At 66.4% G+C, this 16425-nt stretch carries 16 protein-coding genes and 1 pseudogene; 4 read left to right on the top strand and 13 right to left on the bottom strand.

Annotation, left to right across the window (positions count from 1 at the left end):
- Positions 1-46: 46 nt before the first annotated feature.
- Positions 47-1156: a 23S rRNA (adenine(2503)-C(2))-methyltransferase RlmN gene (gene rlmN, locus ACFVJ3_RS00920; RefSeq protein ID WP_005240549.1), complete on the bottom strand. Its 1110-nt coding sequence runs from the start codon at positions 1154-1156 to the stop codon at positions 47-49.
- 114 nt (positions 1157-1270) lie between these two features.
- On the opposite strand from rlmN, the gene ACFVJ3_RS00915 reads away from it, so the two are divergent.
- Positions 1271-1684: a lipopolysaccharide assembly LapA domain-containing protein gene (locus ACFVJ3_RS00915; RefSeq protein ID WP_378450247.1), complete on the top strand. Its 414-nt coding sequence runs from the start codon at positions 1271-1273 to the stop codon at positions 1682-1684.
- An 83-nt stretch (positions 1685-1767) separates the two neighbouring features.
- Positions 1768-2619: an HpcH/HpaI aldolase/citrate lyase family protein gene (locus ACFVJ3_RS00910; RefSeq protein WP_378450246.1), complete on the top strand. Its 852-nt coding sequence runs from the start codon at positions 1768-1770 to the stop codon at positions 2617-2619.
- Between the two features lie 10 nt (positions 2620-2629).
- Here ACFVJ3_RS00910 and ACFVJ3_RS00905 read toward each other — a convergent pair whose 3' ends face one another.
- The 6 genes from ACFVJ3_RS00905 to rpsB all read right to left on the bottom strand — a co-directional run bounded on the left by ACFVJ3_RS00905 (position 2630) and on the right by rpsB (position 7666).
- On the bottom strand, positions 2630-3331 hold the full coding sequence (locus ACFVJ3_RS00905) for a class I SAM-dependent methyltransferase (protein WP_378450245.1): 702 nt from the start codon (positions 3329-3331) through the stop codon (positions 2630-2632).
- Positions 3332-3341: 10 nt separating this feature from the next.
- On the bottom strand, positions 3342-4268 hold the full coding sequence (locus ACFVJ3_RS00900; RefSeq protein WP_378450244.1) for a phosphatidate cytidylyltransferase: 927 nt from the start codon (positions 4266-4268) through the stop codon (positions 3342-3344).
- A gap of 28 nt (positions 4269-4296) precedes the next feature.
- Positions 4297-4854, bottom strand: coding sequence for a ribosome recycling factor (frr, locus tag ACFVJ3_RS00895; protein WP_378450243.1), 558 nt, complete (start codon positions 4852-4854; stop codon positions 4297-4299).
- Positions 4855-4935: 81 nt separating this feature from the next.
- Complete coding sequence (pyrH, locus tag ACFVJ3_RS00890; protein WP_005240535.1) at positions 4936-5664, bottom strand: UMP kinase; 729 nt, start codon at positions 5662-5664, stop codon at positions 4936-4938.
- A gap of 174 nt (positions 5665-5838) precedes the next feature.
- Positions 5839-6666, bottom strand: a complete 828-nt coding sequence (gene tsf / locus ACFVJ3_RS00885) for a translation elongation factor Ts (protein WP_378450242.1) — start codon at positions 6664-6666, stop codon at positions 5839-5841.
- Between the two features lie 112 nt (positions 6667-6778).
- Entirely contained in the window at positions 6779-7666 is an 888-nt protein-coding gene (rpsB, locus tag ACFVJ3_RS00880; RefSeq protein WP_141466989.1) for a 30S ribosomal protein S2, read from the bottom strand.
- Positions 7667-7909: 243 nt separating this feature from the next.
- Between rpsB and ACFVJ3_RS00875 the strand changes: the two genes are divergently transcribed.
- Positions 7910-8512, top strand: a complete 603-nt coding sequence (locus tag ACFVJ3_RS00875; RefSeq protein WP_378450241.1) for a M23 family metallopeptidase — start codon at positions 7910-7912, stop codon at positions 8510-8512.
- Here ACFVJ3_RS00875 and ACFVJ3_RS00870 read toward each other — a convergent pair.
- Together ACFVJ3_RS00870 and ACFVJ3_RS00865 are read right to left on the bottom strand one after the other, a co-directional pair.
- Complete coding sequence (locus ACFVJ3_RS00870) at positions 8509-9534, bottom strand: MinD/ParA family protein (RefSeq protein WP_378450405.1); 1026 nt, start codon at positions 9532-9534, stop codon at positions 8509-8511. The two genes, ACFVJ3_RS00875 and ACFVJ3_RS00870, sit on opposite strands and share 4 nt — an antisense overlap.
- Positions 9535-9659: 125 nt before the next feature.
- Positions 9660-10586: pseudogene (locus tag ACFVJ3_RS00865) on the bottom strand (tyrosine recombinase XerC).
- A gap of 85 nt (positions 10587-10671) precedes the next feature.
- Here ACFVJ3_RS00865 and ACFVJ3_RS00860 point away from each other — a divergent pair.
- Positions 10672-11841: a multidrug effflux MFS transporter gene (locus ACFVJ3_RS00860; RefSeq protein ID WP_378450404.1), complete on the top strand. Its 1170-nt coding sequence runs from the start codon at positions 10672-10674 to the stop codon at positions 11839-11841.
- 18 nt (positions 11842-11859) lie between these two features.
- On the opposite strand, the gene ACFVJ3_RS00855 is transcribed toward ACFVJ3_RS00860, so the two are convergent.
- The 4 genes from ACFVJ3_RS00855 to ACFVJ3_RS00840 all read right to left on the bottom strand — a co-directional run bounded on the left by ACFVJ3_RS00855 (position 11860) and on the right by ACFVJ3_RS00840 (position 16415).
- Positions 11860-12639: a siderophore-interacting protein gene (locus ACFVJ3_RS00855; RefSeq protein WP_378450240.1), complete on the bottom strand. Its 780-nt coding sequence runs from the start codon at positions 12637-12639 to the stop codon at positions 11860-11862.
- Positions 12640-12711: 72 nt separating this feature from the next.
- On the bottom strand, positions 12712-14259 hold the full coding sequence (locus ACFVJ3_RS00850) for an acyl-CoA carboxylase subunit beta (protein WP_378450239.1): 1548 nt from the start codon (positions 14257-14259) through the stop codon (positions 12712-12714).
- Between the two features lie 938 nt (positions 14260-15197).
- A complete protein-coding gene (locus tag ACFVJ3_RS00845) occupies positions 15198-15770 on the bottom strand; it encodes a hypothetical protein (protein ID WP_378450238.1) in 573 nt (190 codons plus the stop codon).
- Between the two features lie 51 nt (positions 15771-15821).
- Positions 15822-16415, bottom strand: coding sequence for a hypothetical protein (locus ACFVJ3_RS00840; protein ID WP_378450237.1), 594 nt, complete (start codon positions 16413-16415; stop codon positions 15822-15824).
- Between the last annotated feature and the right edge of the window lie 10 nt (positions 16416-16425).

The raw sequence follows: 16425 nt of genomic DNA, 5'->3' as shown, positions 1-16425 counted from the left end.
ACTCGGGGACGAGGGGTTTTGTCGTTTCTGTCTGCGCGGCGGAACCTCAGTTCTCGGCGGCGAGCTGCCCGCAGGCGGCTGCGATCTCCTGGCCGCGGGTGTCCCGCACGGTGCAGGACACACCCTGCGCCAGCACGCGCCGGACGAATTCCTTCTCCACCGGCTTCGGGCTCGCGTCCCATTCACTGCCCGGTGTGGGGTTCAGCGGAATGAGATTCACGTGCACCAGCGGCCCGAGCGCCTTGCGCAGCTTCTTGCCCAGCAGGTCGGCGCGCCACGGCTGATCGTTCACGTCCCGGATCAGCGCGTACTCGATCGAGACGCGGCGGCCGGACTTGTCCGCGTAGTAGCGGGCGGCGTCGAGGACCTCCGCCACCGACCAGCGGTTGTTCACGGGGACCAGGGTGTCGCGCAGTTCGTCGTCCGGGGTGTGCAGAGACACAGCCAGCGTGACGCTGAGGTCCTCGTCGGCGAGCTTGCGGATCGCGGGCGCCAGACCCACCGTCGACACCGTCACGGAGCGTTGCGACAATCCGAGGCCGTCGGGGGCGGGCGACGTGATGCGGCGCACGGCGGCGACCACTCGCTTGTAGTTGGCGAGCGGCTCCCCCATCCCCATGAAAACGACATTCGACAACCGGCCCGGACCCCCGTGGACGTCACCGTCGCGCAGAGCGGCCGCGGCGGCGCGTACCTGGTCGACGATCTCGGCGGTCGACAGGTTGCGTTGCAACCCGCCCTGACCGGTCGCACAGAACGGGCACGCCATTCCGCACCCCGCCTGACTGGAGATACACAGCGTCGCGCGGTCGGGGTAGCGCATGAGGACGCTTTCGAGCAGCGTCCCGTCGTTCGCCTTCCAGAGCGTCTTGCGGGTGTCACCGCCGTCGCAGGCCAGGTGCTTCACGGGGGTCAGCAGCGTCGGGAACAGGGCCGCGCCCACCTGCTCGCGCACGGCGGCGGGGAGATCGGTCATCTTCTCCGGATCCGCCTCGAGCCGCGCGTAGTACTGCCGCGCCAGCTGGTCGGCCCGGAACCCGGGCAGACCCAGCTCCTTGACGGCCTCCCGCCGCTCGGCGGAGTCGAGGTCCGCGAGATGCTTGGGCGGCATCCCACGCCGGGGCGCGGTGAAAACGAGGGGAAGCGAGACAGCCATAGTTTCTCCATTGTCCCATTGATTCGGGGGTCGTTGTCGTGCGGATGCCTGATCGACGTCGTTTCGCCGCCCGATGCGCATGCGGAACCCGCCCAGGTGGGTGAAGATCAACTTATGTCGACAACACCGGACGACCCCTCGAACTTCCCGCCGGACGTCCCGGCCGGCCGTGGTCCGAGCACCGGACCGGTGCCCACGGACCCGCCGCACCCCGACACCACACCGGCCGGCACCGAGCATCCCGACGTCGCACGCCGCAAGGGCATCAAGCACACCCGGGTCGGCGCCACCTGGACCGGTCTGGTGATCGGAATCGTCGTTCTGGTACTGCTTCTCGTGTTCATCCTGCAGAACCTCGACAGCGTGACCCTCGAAATGTTCGCCTGGGAATTCACCCTCCCGCTGGGCGTCACACTGCTGTTCGCGGCGATCGCCGGCGCGGTGATCATGGCCCTCGCGGGCGGTGTCCGCATCATCCAGATCCGCCGGGCAGCGAACCGGCAGCGGCGCCTGAACAGTAATTTCTAACTGAACAATAGTTACGCAAGTGGATTGCGCAGACGCTGAGCGAGCAGAATTACTGTCGTGGATATCACCGGAACGGCACGACTGTGAAGGCCGACATGGAGACGACTGTGGCACCGCGTATCGCGGCTGAACAAGCACGATCCTGGCTGCTGGTTCCCGCCGGCAAACCCGAGGGTTTCGAGGCGGCCCATGCCAGCGCCGCCGACGCCGTCATCCTCGACCTCGAGGACGCCGTCACCCCCGACCGCAAACCCCAGGCCCGCGCCGACGTCGTCGCCTGGCTCGGCGAGAACCGGCGCGCGTGGGTGCGGATCAACGACGCGACCACCCCCTACTGGGCGGACGATCTGGCAGCCCTGAACGGTGTCCCCGGACTCGAGGGCGTCATGCTCGCCAAGACCGAGAGTGGAATGCAGGTCGACGCCACCGCCGAACGGCTCCCCGAGGGCACGAAGGTGCTCGCCCTCGTCGAATCCGCGATGGGACTCGAGGCCGCACCCGAGATCGCCCGGACGGAGGCCACGTTCCGGCTCGCGTTCGGCAGCGGCGACTTCCGCCGCGACACCGGGATGGACGATTCGCCGCTGGCGATGGCCTATCCCCGATCCCGTCTGACGGTCGCCAGCCGGGCCGCCCGGATCGCACCGCCGATCGACGGCCCCACCCTCGGCACCGACGTCGACGCCTTGATCCGTGCATCGGCGATCACCCTGTCTATGGGGATGAGCGGCAAACTGTGCATGACCATCGCGCAGACGGCGCCGGTCAACGACGCACTGAGCCCCTCCCCGGCCGAGGCCGAATGGGCCCGCGATGTGATCGCGGACCTCGGCGAGGACGGCTCCCGGGTACGGGACGGCAGCGACCTCCCCAAGCTGGCGAAGGCCACGAAGATCAACGCGCTCGCGAAGCTCTTCCACATCGCACCGCGCTGACGACACCCGGTCAGAGCAACTCCAGCCCGGCGGGCTTTCGACGGACGTGCACGCGGTAGCGCACGTCGAGAGCCACGCCGGGTGTCTGCGCGAACGCCGTGGATGCCGTCTTCTTGCTGAACTCGATACCGAGCACTCCGCGCAGCGATTCCCGATCCGGGAATCGCCATCGCGTCTCCACGCGCACCAGGTCGAACCCCTGCGCGGCAAAGAAGGCCTCGACGGTCGCCGGGTTGTACTGCGGCAGGTCGGCCCGCATCCATTCGCCGTAGGGATGGGCCGTCGCATCGAGATCGACTACCACGAGCGCGCCGCCCGGGCGCAGCACTCGCATCGCCTCGCAGATTCCGCGGCCGCAGCCGGGACCGAAGAAATAGGCGGTCCGCGCGTGCACGACGTCGACGCTCGCGTCGCCAAGGGGTATGCCCTCGGCCGAGCCCTCGGTCACGCGGACGTTCGGCAGGTGCCCGACTCGTGTGCGAGCACGTTCCAGTAGCGGCGGATGCGGTTCGATTCCGTAGACCGTGGCCGCGGACTCGGCGAAGACCGGGAGGTGGAAGCCGGAGCCGCAGCCCACGTCGGCGACGGTGCCGCCGGTCCAGTCGACGGCCCCGCGCAGGTGCCGAAAGATCGCCCCGTCCACGTCCTGGGCACGATTCTCGACCTCGTACCACTCGGGCCAGTGCCAGATGTTCGGGCTGGGGATGGTCACGGCAGGACGGTCAGACGAGGACCGTGAGCACCAGCCACGTCACGAACGCCGACGGCAGCAGGGAATCGAGACGGTCCATGATGCCGCCGTGCCCGGGAAGCAGGGTGCCCATGTCCTTGATGCGAAGCTCTCGCTTGACCTGGGATTCGATGAGATCGCCGAGCGTGGCGGTGACCACCAGGACGACACCGAGGAGCACGCCGATCATCGAGTTCTCGTCGAGGATCAGGGTGACCGTGAGCAGGCTGCCGATGACGCAGAACAACAGCGAACCGAAGAACCCTTCCCACGACTTCTTGGGGCTGATCGCCGGCACCATCGGATGCTTGCCGAACAGCACACCCGCCGCGTAGCCGCCCACGTCGGAGCAGACCACGCCGATCATCAGGCACAGCACCCGCCCGGCGCCGTCGTCCTGCAACACCATCAGCACGGCGAACGACGCCAGCAGCGGAATCCAGGAGGCGACGAACACGGTGATCGCGGTGTCCCGGAGGAAATTCTGCGGTGTCGCCTTCAGCCCGTGGTCGAACAGCCGCCAAACCATGCAGACCAGCACCGTCCCCGCGAAGGCGCTGAGCACCCCGACCGGGCCGAACGGCCACCCCAGCCACAGGATCGCCTGGCCGCCGGCCAGCAGCGGGATCCGGGGGGCGCTGATCCCGGCCTCACGCAGGCGCTTGGTGACCTCCCAGGTGGCCACGGCCATCGCGACGGCCACCACGCCGATCCACACCAGCGGCACGTAGACGAGGATCAGGATCAGCGCGACGCCGAGACCGACGCCCACGCCGATCGCGGCGGGGAGGTTACGCCCGGCCTTCGACTTCGCGGCCGGGGCCGCCTCCGACGCGGCCGCACCGTCGGAGACCGGTTCCGAGGGGTCGCCCTCGGAGATGGGTCCCCCTGGGGTCCCGTGTTCTGCTGGCACGGTCACTGTCCCCGATCCACTCCTCGTCTCGTGACTAAACTTCCAGTAACTCGGCTTCCTTGTGCTTCACCAGCTCGTCGACGTGCGCGACGTACCGGGCGGTCGTCTTGTCGAGTTCCTTCTCGGCCCGGCCGACCTCGTCCTCGCCTGCCTCGCCGTCCTTCTGGATCCGGGACAGCTCGTCCATCGCCTTGCGGCGCACGTTGCGCACGGACACCTTCGCGTCCTCGCCCTTGGACTTGGCCTGCTTGACCAGCTCGCGGCGGCGTTCCTCGGTGAGCTGGGGTACGGAGATCCGGATCAGGTTTCCGTCGTTGGACGGGTTCACGCCGAGGTCGGAGTTCCGGATCGCCGTCTCGATGGCGTTGAGCTGCGAGGGCTCGTACGGCTTGACGACGACCAAGCGCGCCTCCGGCACATTGATGCTGGCGAGCTGCGTGATCGGGGTGAACGCGCCGTAGTAGTCGATTCCGATGCGATTGAACATGCCAGGATTCGCGCGGCCCGTGCGGATCGATCCGAGATCGTCCTTGGCCACCGTGACAGCCTTCTCCATCTTCTCCTCGGCTTCGAAGAGAGCTTCATCAATCACGGCTGTTCCTCCATGTCGTTCTGCATCGATTCGTCACTGCCTCTGTTTCGAGAAAACCCTGTGTCGAGCGTGTCACTCGCGTCATGACTTGACGAGCGTTCCGATCTTCTCACCGGACACTGCCCGAGCGATATTCCCCTCGGTCAGCAGATTGAACACCATGATCGGCATCTCGTTGTCCATACAGAGGCTGAAGGCCGTCGCGTCGGCGACCTTGAGCCCCTGTTCGATGACCTCACGGTGCGTGATCTGCGTGTACATCGTCGCGGTCGGGTCGAGATTCGGGTCCGCGGTGAACACGCCGTCGACGGCCTTTGCCATCAAGACGACCTCGGCGCCGATCTCGAGTGCACGCTGCGCCGCGGTCGTGTCGGTCGAGAAGTAGGGCATGCCCATGCCGGCGCCGAAGATCACGACGCGGCCCTTCTCGAGGTGACGCTGAGCGCGCAGCGGAATGTAGGGCTCCGCCACCTGCCCCATGGTGATCGCCGTCTGCACGCGGCTGTCGATGCCCTCTTTCTCCAGGAAGTCCTGCAGAGCAAGGCAATTCATCACGGTGCCGAGCATGCCCATGTAGTCGGAACGCGCGCGGTCCAAGCCTCGCTGCTGCAGTTCCGCACCACGGAAGAAGTTGCCGCCGCCGATGACCACCGCCACCTGCACCCCGGATCGCACGACCTCGGCGATCTGTTCCGCGACCTTGGTTACCACGTCGGGGTCGAGGCCGACCTTGCCACCACCGAACATTTCTCCGCCGAGTTTGAGAAGGACTCGATGGAATCCCGTACGTTCGTTGGCTGGTTCGGACATTGCTCTCCTCAGTTCCACAGCACTCGTCGATTTCGACAGCGGCCGAGCGCACCCACGCGCTTACTCGACCCATTCAGACGGCCATCTTCATCCTGCCTCATCAGGACGGTGGCGGTATACGTAGGCCCCGCCGGGCGAGCGCACTCGTCCGACGGGGCCATACGACTCACACGACTAGCTCGAAGCACCGACCTCGAAGCGAACGAAGCGCTTGATGGTGACGCCGGCCTCGTCGAGGATCGCCTTGACGGACTTCTTGGAGTCCTGCACCGAGGACTGCTCGGTCAGCACGACGTCCTTGAAGTAGCCGTTGACGCGGCCTTCGATGATCTTCGGCAGAGCCTGCTCCGGCTTGCCCTCGGCGCGAGCGGTCTCCTCGGCGATGTGACGCTCGCTGGCGACGATGTCCTCGGGGACCTCGTCACGCGTGACGTACTTGGCCTTGAGCGCCGCAACCTGCATGGCGGCACCGCGAGCGGCCTCCGCAGCAGCGTCACCCTCGCCGGTGTACTCGACGAGGACGCCGACGGCGGGGGGCAGGTCGGCGCTGCGCTTGTGCAGGTAGACCGCGACCGGTCCGTCGAACGAGGCGATCTTGCTCAGGACGAGCTTCTCGCCGATCTTCGCGGACTGCTCCTGGATGACGGTGTCGACCGTCTTGCCGTCGAGTTCGAGCGCCTTGAGCGCGTCGACGTCGGCGGGCTTCGCTGCCGCCGCGACCGTGACGATCGACTCGGCGAGCTTCAGGAAGTCCTCGTTCTTCGCGACGAAGTCCGTCTCGCAGTCGAGCTCGAGCAGGACGCCGTCCTTGGAAACGACCAGGCCCTCGGCCGTGGTGCGCTCGGCACGCTTGCCCACGTCCTTGGCGCCCTTGATGCGCAGCTGCTCCACAGCCTTGTCGAAGTCACCCTCGGCCTCAGCGAGAGCGTTCTTGCAGGCCATCATTCCGGAGCCGGTGAGCTCGCGGAGCCGCTTGACGTCAGCGGCGGTGTAGTTCGCCATGGTGAGCGAGCCTCCTCATATGTCTGTCGGGACGTAAGTCAGGGTAGTACTCGGACCAGACCGTCAAACGGCCCTGACCAAAAGATCTCTGGTCAGGGCCGTTTGCATCGGATCAGGCCTCGGTGGAGGGAGCCTCTGCTGCGGCGGGGGCCTCGGCAGCCGGAGCCGCCTCTGCCTCAGCTGCGGGAGCGGCCTCTGCGGCGGGCGCTGCCTCTGCGGCGGGCGCTGCCTGCGAGAGCAGTTCCTGCTCCCACTCGGCGAGGGGTTCGCCGGCGCCGGCCTCGGGCTTCGCGTCCTTGTCGGCGCTCAGTCCGGCACGGGCCTGCACGCCCTCGGCCACCGCGGAAGCGACGACCTTGGTGAGCAGGGCGGCGCTGCGGATGGCGTCGTCGTTGCCCGGGATCGGGTAGTCGACGAGGTCGGGGTCGCAGTTGGTGTCCAGGATCGCGATGACCGGGATGTTCAGCTTGCGAGCCTCGGCAACGGCCAGGTGCTCCTTGTTGGTGTCGACGATCCACACCGCGGAGGGGACCTTGGCCATGTCGCGGATACCACCGAGAGTGCGGTCCAGCTTGGTCATCTCACGCGTGAGCATGAGGATTTCCTTCTTGGTGCGACCCTCGAAGCCACCGGTCTGCTCCATGGCCTCGAGCTCCTTGAGGCGGAGAAGACGCTTGTGGACGGTGGTGAAGTTGGTGAGCATGCCGCCGAGCCAACGCTGGTTGACGTAGGGCATCCCGACGCGAGTGGCCTCGGCCGCGATGGATTCCTGGGCCTGCTTCTTGGTGCCGACGAAGAGGACGGTGCCGCCGTGGGCAACGGTCTCCTTGACGAATTCGTACGCCTTGTCGATGTACGTCAGCGTCTGCTGCAGGTCGATGATGTAGATGCCGTTGCGGTCGGTGAAGATGAAACGCTTCATCTTCGGGTTCCAACGACGGGTCTGGTGACCGAAGTGCGTGCCGCTGTCGAGCAGCTGCTTCATTGTTACGACAGCCATGGCTGTGTATCTCTCTTTCATTGCCGGTTGATGCGGAGCATCACAAGACGCTCCACCCTGGCGCCCGCAGACCATCGGACTCACACCGAGATGCGAGACCAGCCGACGGCCGATAACCTGCGCGGGCGCGCGAAGTCGGACTGTGGGAGCACAGACCGCTCGATCAGTGTACGGCCTCCACGCCGAACGCCCTAACCGCCCCTGCCACACCGCGGCCACCCGCGCAAGGGTTTTGCGGGATCTGTGGACAATGCGCAGTCGATCCACATTCTCGTCCGCTGCCCGTTCATCGGCCCGGACGTGCGGGATCGTCGAGCCATGACGGAGTTCGGGGCGATTCTGCGGGTGCTCACGGCGGCGGCCACGGCTTCGACCCTGCTGACGGCCGCGGTTCTCCTCGCTCCGCCCGCCGATGCCGCGCCGACCGGCGACTTCGACTGGCCGCTGCACCCACGACCGCGGGTGGTCCGGGCGTTCGACAATCCCGAGCGCGACTGGCTTCCGGGCCATCGCGGCGTGGATCTGGGTGGCGTGCCCGACGAGGCGGTGCTGTCCGCGGGGGCGGGCGTGGTGGTGTTCGCCGGCACGGTGGCGGGCAAACCCGTCGTCTCCGTCGACCACCCGGGTGGCCTCCGCACCACGTACGAACCGGTGACCGCCCGGGTTACCCCCGGGCTGCGCGTCGGCCGCGGCACCGTCCTCGGCACGCTCGAACCCGGGCACCCCGGCTGCATCGCACCCGTCGCAGCGTGCCTGCACTGGGGTCTTCGCCGCGACCGCGAATACCTCGACCCGCTCGGACTCGTCCGCGTGGCGCCGGTACGGCTCGAACCCGTCGGCGGCTAGCGCCACTCCGCGACGGCGTGCCTGCCTGCCGACTCCGGGAAGTCGTCCGCGACCATCGCCGCGAGTTCGACGAACGCCTTCCGCGTCGCTGGACGCAGCAGATCCAGATCCACCACCGAACCCTCGGCGAGGTGCTCGTCGAACGGCACCACCTTCACGGCCCGGCACCGGAGCAGGAAGTGATTGGTCAGTTCCGTCATGTCGATCGTGCTCGAGCCGGGCCTGGCGGCGCTGATCACGACGACCGTCCGCGAGACCAGGTGCCCGTAACCGTGGTGCTGCAACCAGTCCAGCGTGGCGGCGGCACTGCGGGCGCCGTCGATTGCCGGCGAGCTCACCAGCACGAGGGAATTGGCGAGTTGCAGGACGCCGTTCATCGCCGAATGCATGATTCCGGTGCCGCAGTCGGTGAGGATGATGTTGTAGTACACCTGCAGTATGTCGATCACCTGCCGGTAGTCGTCCTCGCTGAATGCCTCGGAGATCGCCGGGTCCTGTTCGCTCGCAAGCACCTCGAGACGGCTCGGCGCCTGCGACGTGTGGGCCCGCACATCCGAGTAACGCCGGATGGTCGACTCCGCCGCGATGAGATCACGGACGGTCGAATGCGTCTGCAGGGGCACGCGTTGCGCAAGTGTCCCGAAGTCGGGGTTGGCGTCGACGGCGATCACGCAGTCGCCGCGCAGTGACGCGAACGTCGATCCCAGCCCGATCGTGGTCGTCGTCTTGCCGACGCCGCCCTTCAAGGACAGGAACGCAATGCGATAGTCCCCCTGGATCGGCTGCCGGATGCGGTCGAGCAGCGCCGCTTCGCGCGCCTCCCCTGCCGACTCCCCCGGATTCACCGACCCCCCGGTGAGCCGGTGCAGTCCGCGCCGCCACCCTCGGCTCGGCGCCCTGCGTGCCCGTTCGAGGAGAGCATCCGCCACCAGATCCTGGCTGGTCACCTGATGCCGGCTCGGCTCCGGGGCGGGACCGTCCCAGGACTGCTGCCCCCATGGATCGGCCGCGCTGTCGCCCACCGGGGCGCCGCCACCGTCTTTCAGCCAGGACGGCTGCGGTCGAGTCAAGTCTTCGCGGTCCACTACTTCCCCCGGGATAGTGCAGAAACAACTGCAGATTCGTGGCGCGACGCTACCAAACCGGGTCAGGCCCGGGGATGCGCCTGATCGTGCACCGCGCGGAGCCTCGCCACGGACACGTGGGTGTAGAGCTGAGTGGTCGCGAGGCTGGCGTGTCCGAGGAGTTCCTGCACGACGCGCAGGTCGGCGCCGCCTTCGAGGAGGTGTGTGGCCGCCGTGTGGCGCAGGCTGTGCGGGCTCAGGTTCGGTGCGCCGGGGACCGCGGAAAGGACCTCGTGGACGACGCTGCGGGCCTGCCGCTGGTCCAGACGCTTCCCTCGTTTGCCCAGGAGGAGCGCCTGCCCGGAACTGTCCGTCGCGACGGCGGGCCTGCCGACGTGCAACCAGAGGTCCACGGCGTCGGCGGCCGGTTTCCCGTACGGCACGGAGCGCTCCTTGTCGCCCTTGCCGATCACGCGCAGCAGCCGCCGTTCGCGATCGACCGAACCGAGGTCGAGGCCGCACAGCTCCCCCACCCGTATTCCAGTCGCATAGAGCAGTTCGACGATGAGACGGTCACGCAGGGCGATCGGATCGTTCTACTGCGCGCCCGATTCGGCGGCGTCCATCACATCCGCCGCCTGCGACTGTCGCAGCACCGGGGGCAGCGTCCGGTGGGCCTTCGCGGCGCCCGACCGGGCGCCGGGATCGGTGGCGATGCGCCGGGTCCGGAGCAGCCACGCTGTGAAGTTCCGCACCGACGACGTCCGCCGGGCGAGGGTCGTCCGGGCGATCCCGGCCGCCGCCTGGCCCGCGAGCCACGACCGCAGCACCTGGATGTCGAGCTCGCCGCGGTGCGCCTCCGGTGACGTCGACAACCAGTGCTGCAGCAGCGACTTCGCGTCCGCGACGTACGCCTTCACGGTGTGCTGCGATCGGCCGCGTTCGAGCCCGAGATGCCGCGCGTACTCCTCGAGTACCAGCTCCAACGGTGCCGGTAGGTCGCTGCTCATAGAGGCAACAGTCGACTCGGACGGAAGATAAATCAAGCAGCCGCGCCGCTAGAGTTCTTTTGTGCAGCGAACGATCTCCATCCCCATGTTGTGTGTCCTGGCGTTACTGTCCGCGATCGCCCCGCTGGCCACCGACATGTATCTCCCCGGCCTCCCCCTGATGACGGAGAGCCTGAACACGTCGGCGCCGAGCGTGCAGTTGACATTGACGACGTTCATGGCCGGGCTCGGCATCGGTCAGCTCGTCGTCGGACCGCTGTCGGACGGCCTCGGACGCCGGCGCCTGCTGATCGGCGCCACCGTCGTGACGACCCTCGCCGCGATGGCCTGCGCTCTCGCGCCCACCGTCGAAACCCTCATCGCTGCACGACTTTTCCAGGGATTGAGCGGTGGCGCGGCGATCGTGCTCGCACGCGCCTGCATCGCCGACCGAGCCCGCGGTGACAACGCCGCCCGGCTCTTCAGCATCATGATGATCATCGGCGGGGTCGCGCCGGTCGTCGCACCGCTGATGGGCGGCGCCCTGCTCGGACCGGTCGGCTGGCGAGGGATCTTCTGGGTTCTCACCGCCGCGGGTGTGGTGATGTTCGCGGGAGTGCTGATCCTCGTCCCGGAGACGCTTCCCGTGGAGAACCGGCACGGCGGCGGGCTCACCGCACTGGTCCGAAATCTGCGTTACGTCGTCGGCAACCGCGTGTACCTGGGTTATGCGTTCACGTTCATGTTCGGGTTCGTCGCGCTCTTCTCGTACATCTCCGCGTCCCCGTTCGTCGTGCAGAACGTCCTCGGGCTCAGCCCGGGACAGTTCTCCATGGTGTTCGCGGTGAACGCCGCGGGCATGGTGAGCGCCGCGATCGTGAACACGCGGCTCGTGGGCACATTCCACGCCCGGCAGCTGCTGGGTTTCGGGGTCACGCTCCTCCTGGCAGCGGGCGTCGTGCTGCTGCTCGCCGCGACGCTGATCGATTCCCCGCCGTGGTGGGCGATCCTGATTCCGCTGTTCGTCTCGGTGTCGAGCATCGGTTTCGTGATGGGCAATGCGACGGCGCTGGCTCAGGGCGAGGTGACCAAGGCGTCCGGGACCGGGTCCGCACTCCTCGGCGCCGGCCAGTTCGGCCTCGCCGCGGTGGTTTCGCCGCTCGTCGGCATCGCCGGCCCGGACACCGCAGTTCCGATGGCCGTCGCGATCCCGGCGGCGGGCGCCGTGGCGATGCTGTCACTGCTGGTGCTGACGCGGCGGACGCACATCTCGTAGCGCGTCCGCCGCACCGGGTCAGCGGGAGGCACCCTCGCTCGCGGCGAGCTCGGACTTCCACACTCGGAAGCCTTCCTCGGTGCGACCGCGACGCCAGTAACCGGAGATCGACGCGGCCGAGGCGGCGACGCCCCGCTCCTTGCGCACATAGGAGCGGAGGTTCTGCATGACGGCCTGCGCCTCGCCGTGAATGAACACCTGCGCCGTTCCGGGCAGCCACGCGGTCTCGCGCACTGCCGCGACGAGGGGCGCGTTGTCCCCCGACGCCTCTTCGCCGATCCGGTCCGGCGTGTCGCCGCGGTGGATCCACGTGACGTCGACGCCCGCGGGCGAGTCGAAGGCGATTTCGTCATCCGGGCCGGCGACCTCGATGATCACCCGTCCGACCGCCGACGCGTCCAGCTTCTCGACGGACGCGGAGATGGCGGGAATTGCGGTCTCGTCACCCGCGAGCAGGTACCAGTCGGCAGCCGGGTCCGGCGCGAACGCGCCACCGGGGCCGCGCAGCCGGAGGACGTCACCGGCCGCCGCGGACGCCGCCCACGGTCCGGCGACACCGGCGTCGCCGTGCACCACGAAGTCGATCGCGATCTCCCGCTTCACCGGATCCACCGACCGGATCGTGTACGTGCGCAGGACGGGCTCTTCGGGACTCCCGAACTCGAGTTTCGCGTACGCATCGGTGAAGGCATTCGGAACGAAGCTGTCGAATCCCGGGTCGCCGAGGAATACCCGCACCATGTGCTGGGTCAGCCATTCGGTCCGGAGCACGGTCAGTGTCGCAGTCGGCTTTGCCACAGGCATCTCTCCAATGAACTCAAGTTGGTTAGTGTTACCTAACTACGGTACAGGAGCGACTGCCAACGGCGGTCAGAGCGGAATCAGGTGGTGCTTCTGCTCACCGCGGGCGGAGCGTTTGTCACGGAGCAACGTCAGCGCTCGCCGGATCTCGAGCCGGGTGGCGGACGGTTCGATCACAGCGTCGATGTAGCCGCGCTCGGCGGCCGAATACGGTGTCGCGACGTTCTCGTTGTAGGCGTCGACCAGTTGCTTCCGCATCGCCTCCCGTTCCTCGCCGGCAGCTTCGAGTTCGCGGTGGTAGAGGAGACTGATCGCGGCCTCGGCGCCCATGACCGCGATGCGTGCGGTCGGCCATGCGAAGTTCACGTCGGCACCGAGTTGCTTGCACCCCATCACCGCATATCCACCGCCATAGGACTTGCGCACCACCACAGTCACTTTCGGCACCGTGGCCGCCGCGAATGCCTGCAGGAAGCGGCCGCCGCTGCGGAGAACACCGTTCCGCTCCTGTTCCAGCCCGGGCAGGAAGCCCGGTGTGTCGACGACGAACACGAGCGGAATCTCGTAGGCGTCACAGATCCGCACGAAGCGGGCCGCCTTGTCGGCGCTGACCTGATCCAGTGCCCCACTGAGGAATTGGGGCTGGTTGGCCACCACTCCGACGGATCGTCCGTCCACGCGGGAGAATCCGGTGATCACGTTCGGTGCCGTCTGCGCGGCAAGTTCGTGAAAGTCGCCGTCGTCGAAAATGTTCAGCAGCAGGTCGTGCATGTCGTAGGCGGCGTTGTCGGCGTCCGGCATGAACTGGTTCAACGCCAGATCGTTGTCGGTGATCTCGGGTTCGAGTCCCGGGTTCACAATGGGTGCCTCTTCGTGCCTGCTGGACGGGAGGAAGCCGAGATAGTCACGCACCCAAGCAAACGCCGCCTCTTCGCTCGGCGCGACGTGGTGCACGTTCCCGTTCTCGGCCTGGGCGCGGGCGCCGCCGAGTTCGTCGAGGGTGACGTCTTCACCGGTGACGGATTTGATGATTCCGGGTCCGGTGACGAACATGTATGCCTGCTCGTCGACGGCGACAACGAGATCGGTGTTGATCGGTGCGTACGCCGCACCGCCCGCGCATTTGCCGAGGAGGATCGAGACCTGCGGGCACACTCCCGACAGTGGGATCTGGCGGCGGCCCATTTCGGCGTACCAGGCGAGCGACGTGACAGCGTCCTGTACGCGTGCGCCGCCGGAGTCGTTGATGCCCACGCAGGGGCAGCCGATCCGCGCCGCGAATTCGATGATCGATGCGACCTTGCGACCGAACATCTCTCCCACGCTGCCACCGAACACGGTGTGGTCGTGCGAGAACACCGCCACCGGACGCCCGTCGACGGTTCCGTGGCCGGTGACGACGCCGTCACCGTAAGGGTTGTCGGGGGCTCCCGGGTTCCTCGCCATCTGTCCGACCTCGATGAAACTGCCGCGGTCGAGCAGCATCCGAATCCGTTCGCGGGGTCCCGGCAGACCTTTCTCCTTGCGCCGCGCGATCGCCCTCGGGCTCCCCGGATTCAGCGATTGCTCTAGCCGATTCTCCAGGTCAGCGAGCAGTTCCGCCGTGGTCCTCGTCATGTGAGATTCCTCCTCGAGACGCACCCGCGAGCGGACTGCACTCCCGGAGCGCCGGTAGTTGCCTCATCGGAGACCGTACGTCCACCGACCGGGCGCTGCATCGGTGAGCCGACTGGACTCTAAATACCCACGACGGGCGCAACTACCCCTCCGGCACATCGCTGGGTGGATGGGACTGTCGGCCGGAGGCGGTGTCAGGACTCACAGACTCGATCGCCCAGGACGCGATGCCGGTCCGTGGCTTGCCTCTCAGGTAATGCTGAACCAAAAGTACGCGATCTGCGCGAGGCCCGATGCGATCGCGCGGATGCCAGGCCGAGCCCACTCGGGGATTCCCCACAGGCTGAGGTCGTCCATCACACCTCCGTCCTCACAACACGGCCGAGTGGTCCACCGACCATTCTGGAGTCTCACACGTGGCAACGGGCATCACGCGGGGAACGTCGAGATCGGGGTGACGCGGGCGGATGAAATGCCGGCCGGTAACTCCCCTACGAGCCGGAGGCGATCAACAGGCTCAACACCTGCGCGACGAAGTTCCGCCACAAGTCCTCGGCTGACCCCATATCTCACTCCTAACGTGACGCTGATCCACCAGTGGGTATCGCATGCGGTTGTGAGGTGCGTTATAGGGAAGTTTCTACCCCAACTTGTCGCCGATCGGTCGCTTCGACTCGCACTTTCGGGCGACCGAGCACGACGAAATGAGTGTGAGCGGGATCAGAAATAGTCGACCACGCGTATCAGTTCCCAATGCGTGCTCTCGCTTCGTCCAGTCGATCATTCCGTCTGGACAGCGGGTCTTTGACGCGTGCGTGCCGAAAAGTTGAATTTTGGGCGCCAGAAATCGGAACGATCTTCAGCCTGTTGACGTACGACGTCAAACACATTGACGACCGGCGCCTACCAATGCCCGGACTGAGACAATCATCCCTCCCTCAACTATCGGGTACTTCGTCTCCGAACCACTCCGTTGCAAAGAAAGTCAGCACGACGGCGATGATCGCAACGATTGCCCCTAACACGATCAGAGTCCCAGTCAACAACGGACTCCAATTCCAACTCAGAGACTTGCTCATCCCGCTGACCGCCGTGACAACAACGCCTACGATCGCGACAACGACACCAATCAACTTGGTCCGCCGGCTTTCGCTTGAAAGTATCCGTTGCCCGCGAAAGCGCCTTCTCGTACTCGGGTGCAGGGTCACAACCCGGCCGTCAATGGCCCGACCAAATGCATGTGGGGACACTCGGACGAATTCCTCCGCGCTGGCCGAACTACAGTTGACCTTCAAAACCACATGTGGCGGATTACCACGATCGTGTCGCTCGACACGAACGTACTTCTCGAGGCGTTCGCCTTCCCAGTCGGCAACTGGAACTCTGCCCGTGACGTCGTGATACTTCTGCAGTTGAATATCACGCATCGTTTGACCTGGAACCTGAACCTCCCAGCGATCCAGATCATCGTCGACCATCACCGGCCACACGCGTTCCGGTGAGATCGACACCGAATTTACTGACGAGGACGAGTCCACATGCACCTCTCAGAATTGGTTCGATTACTCCGACAGGCCCCGACGGGGTGGGTAGTCGATGAACGTGGCGATCACTTCGAGTGGCTCGGGAACCGACGACGGCATCAAGAAACTTCCTGAAGTCGCGATTGCAGCCGCAAGCAAGGTACGACCGTCGTCGTCCATCGATCCCCACATTCGTTCCAAATCGTGGGTTAGTCCCGGACTGCCTGAAGCACTCCGGGCATTGAATTCTTCGGCCGTCCTCGCTCTGTCGAGCGCATCGCCAATGCGCCCGACGATGATCGGGATGCGATTGACAATGTTCTCCGTCATGTCCAGGCCGTAGCCGCGAGTAGCTACCCACTCGTCGAAGGACCGGACAATCGAAGCGGGAGGCAGACCGTCCACCTCGGAGGGAAACAATCGACGAAGCTGGTACGCGAGTTCAGATGGGTCACCTTGATTGAGACGCCACGCATTCCAACCAGCGCTGGAACCCTGCAGCGCAGTATCGCACTCGATACACAGAAACTCAGCCTGCTTGTTGCGTACGCCGTGGTGCCCACACGTCAGTGAGCCGCACTTCTTACATGCGCCGATCGGTTCACGTGTCTTGCCGGCGGTAGGTGAGATCATGGGAACGCCC

Origin of the sequence: Rhodococcus sp. NPDC127593, from assembly GCF_042671975.1 — a bacterium.
In the GTDB taxonomy this organism is placed as follows: domain Bacteria; phylum Actinomycetota; class Actinomycetes; order Mycobacteriales; family Mycobacteriaceae; genus Rhodococcus_F.
The sequence above is the reverse complement of the archived record's forward strand: the minus strand, read 5'-3'. Positions and strand labels throughout refer to the sequence as shown.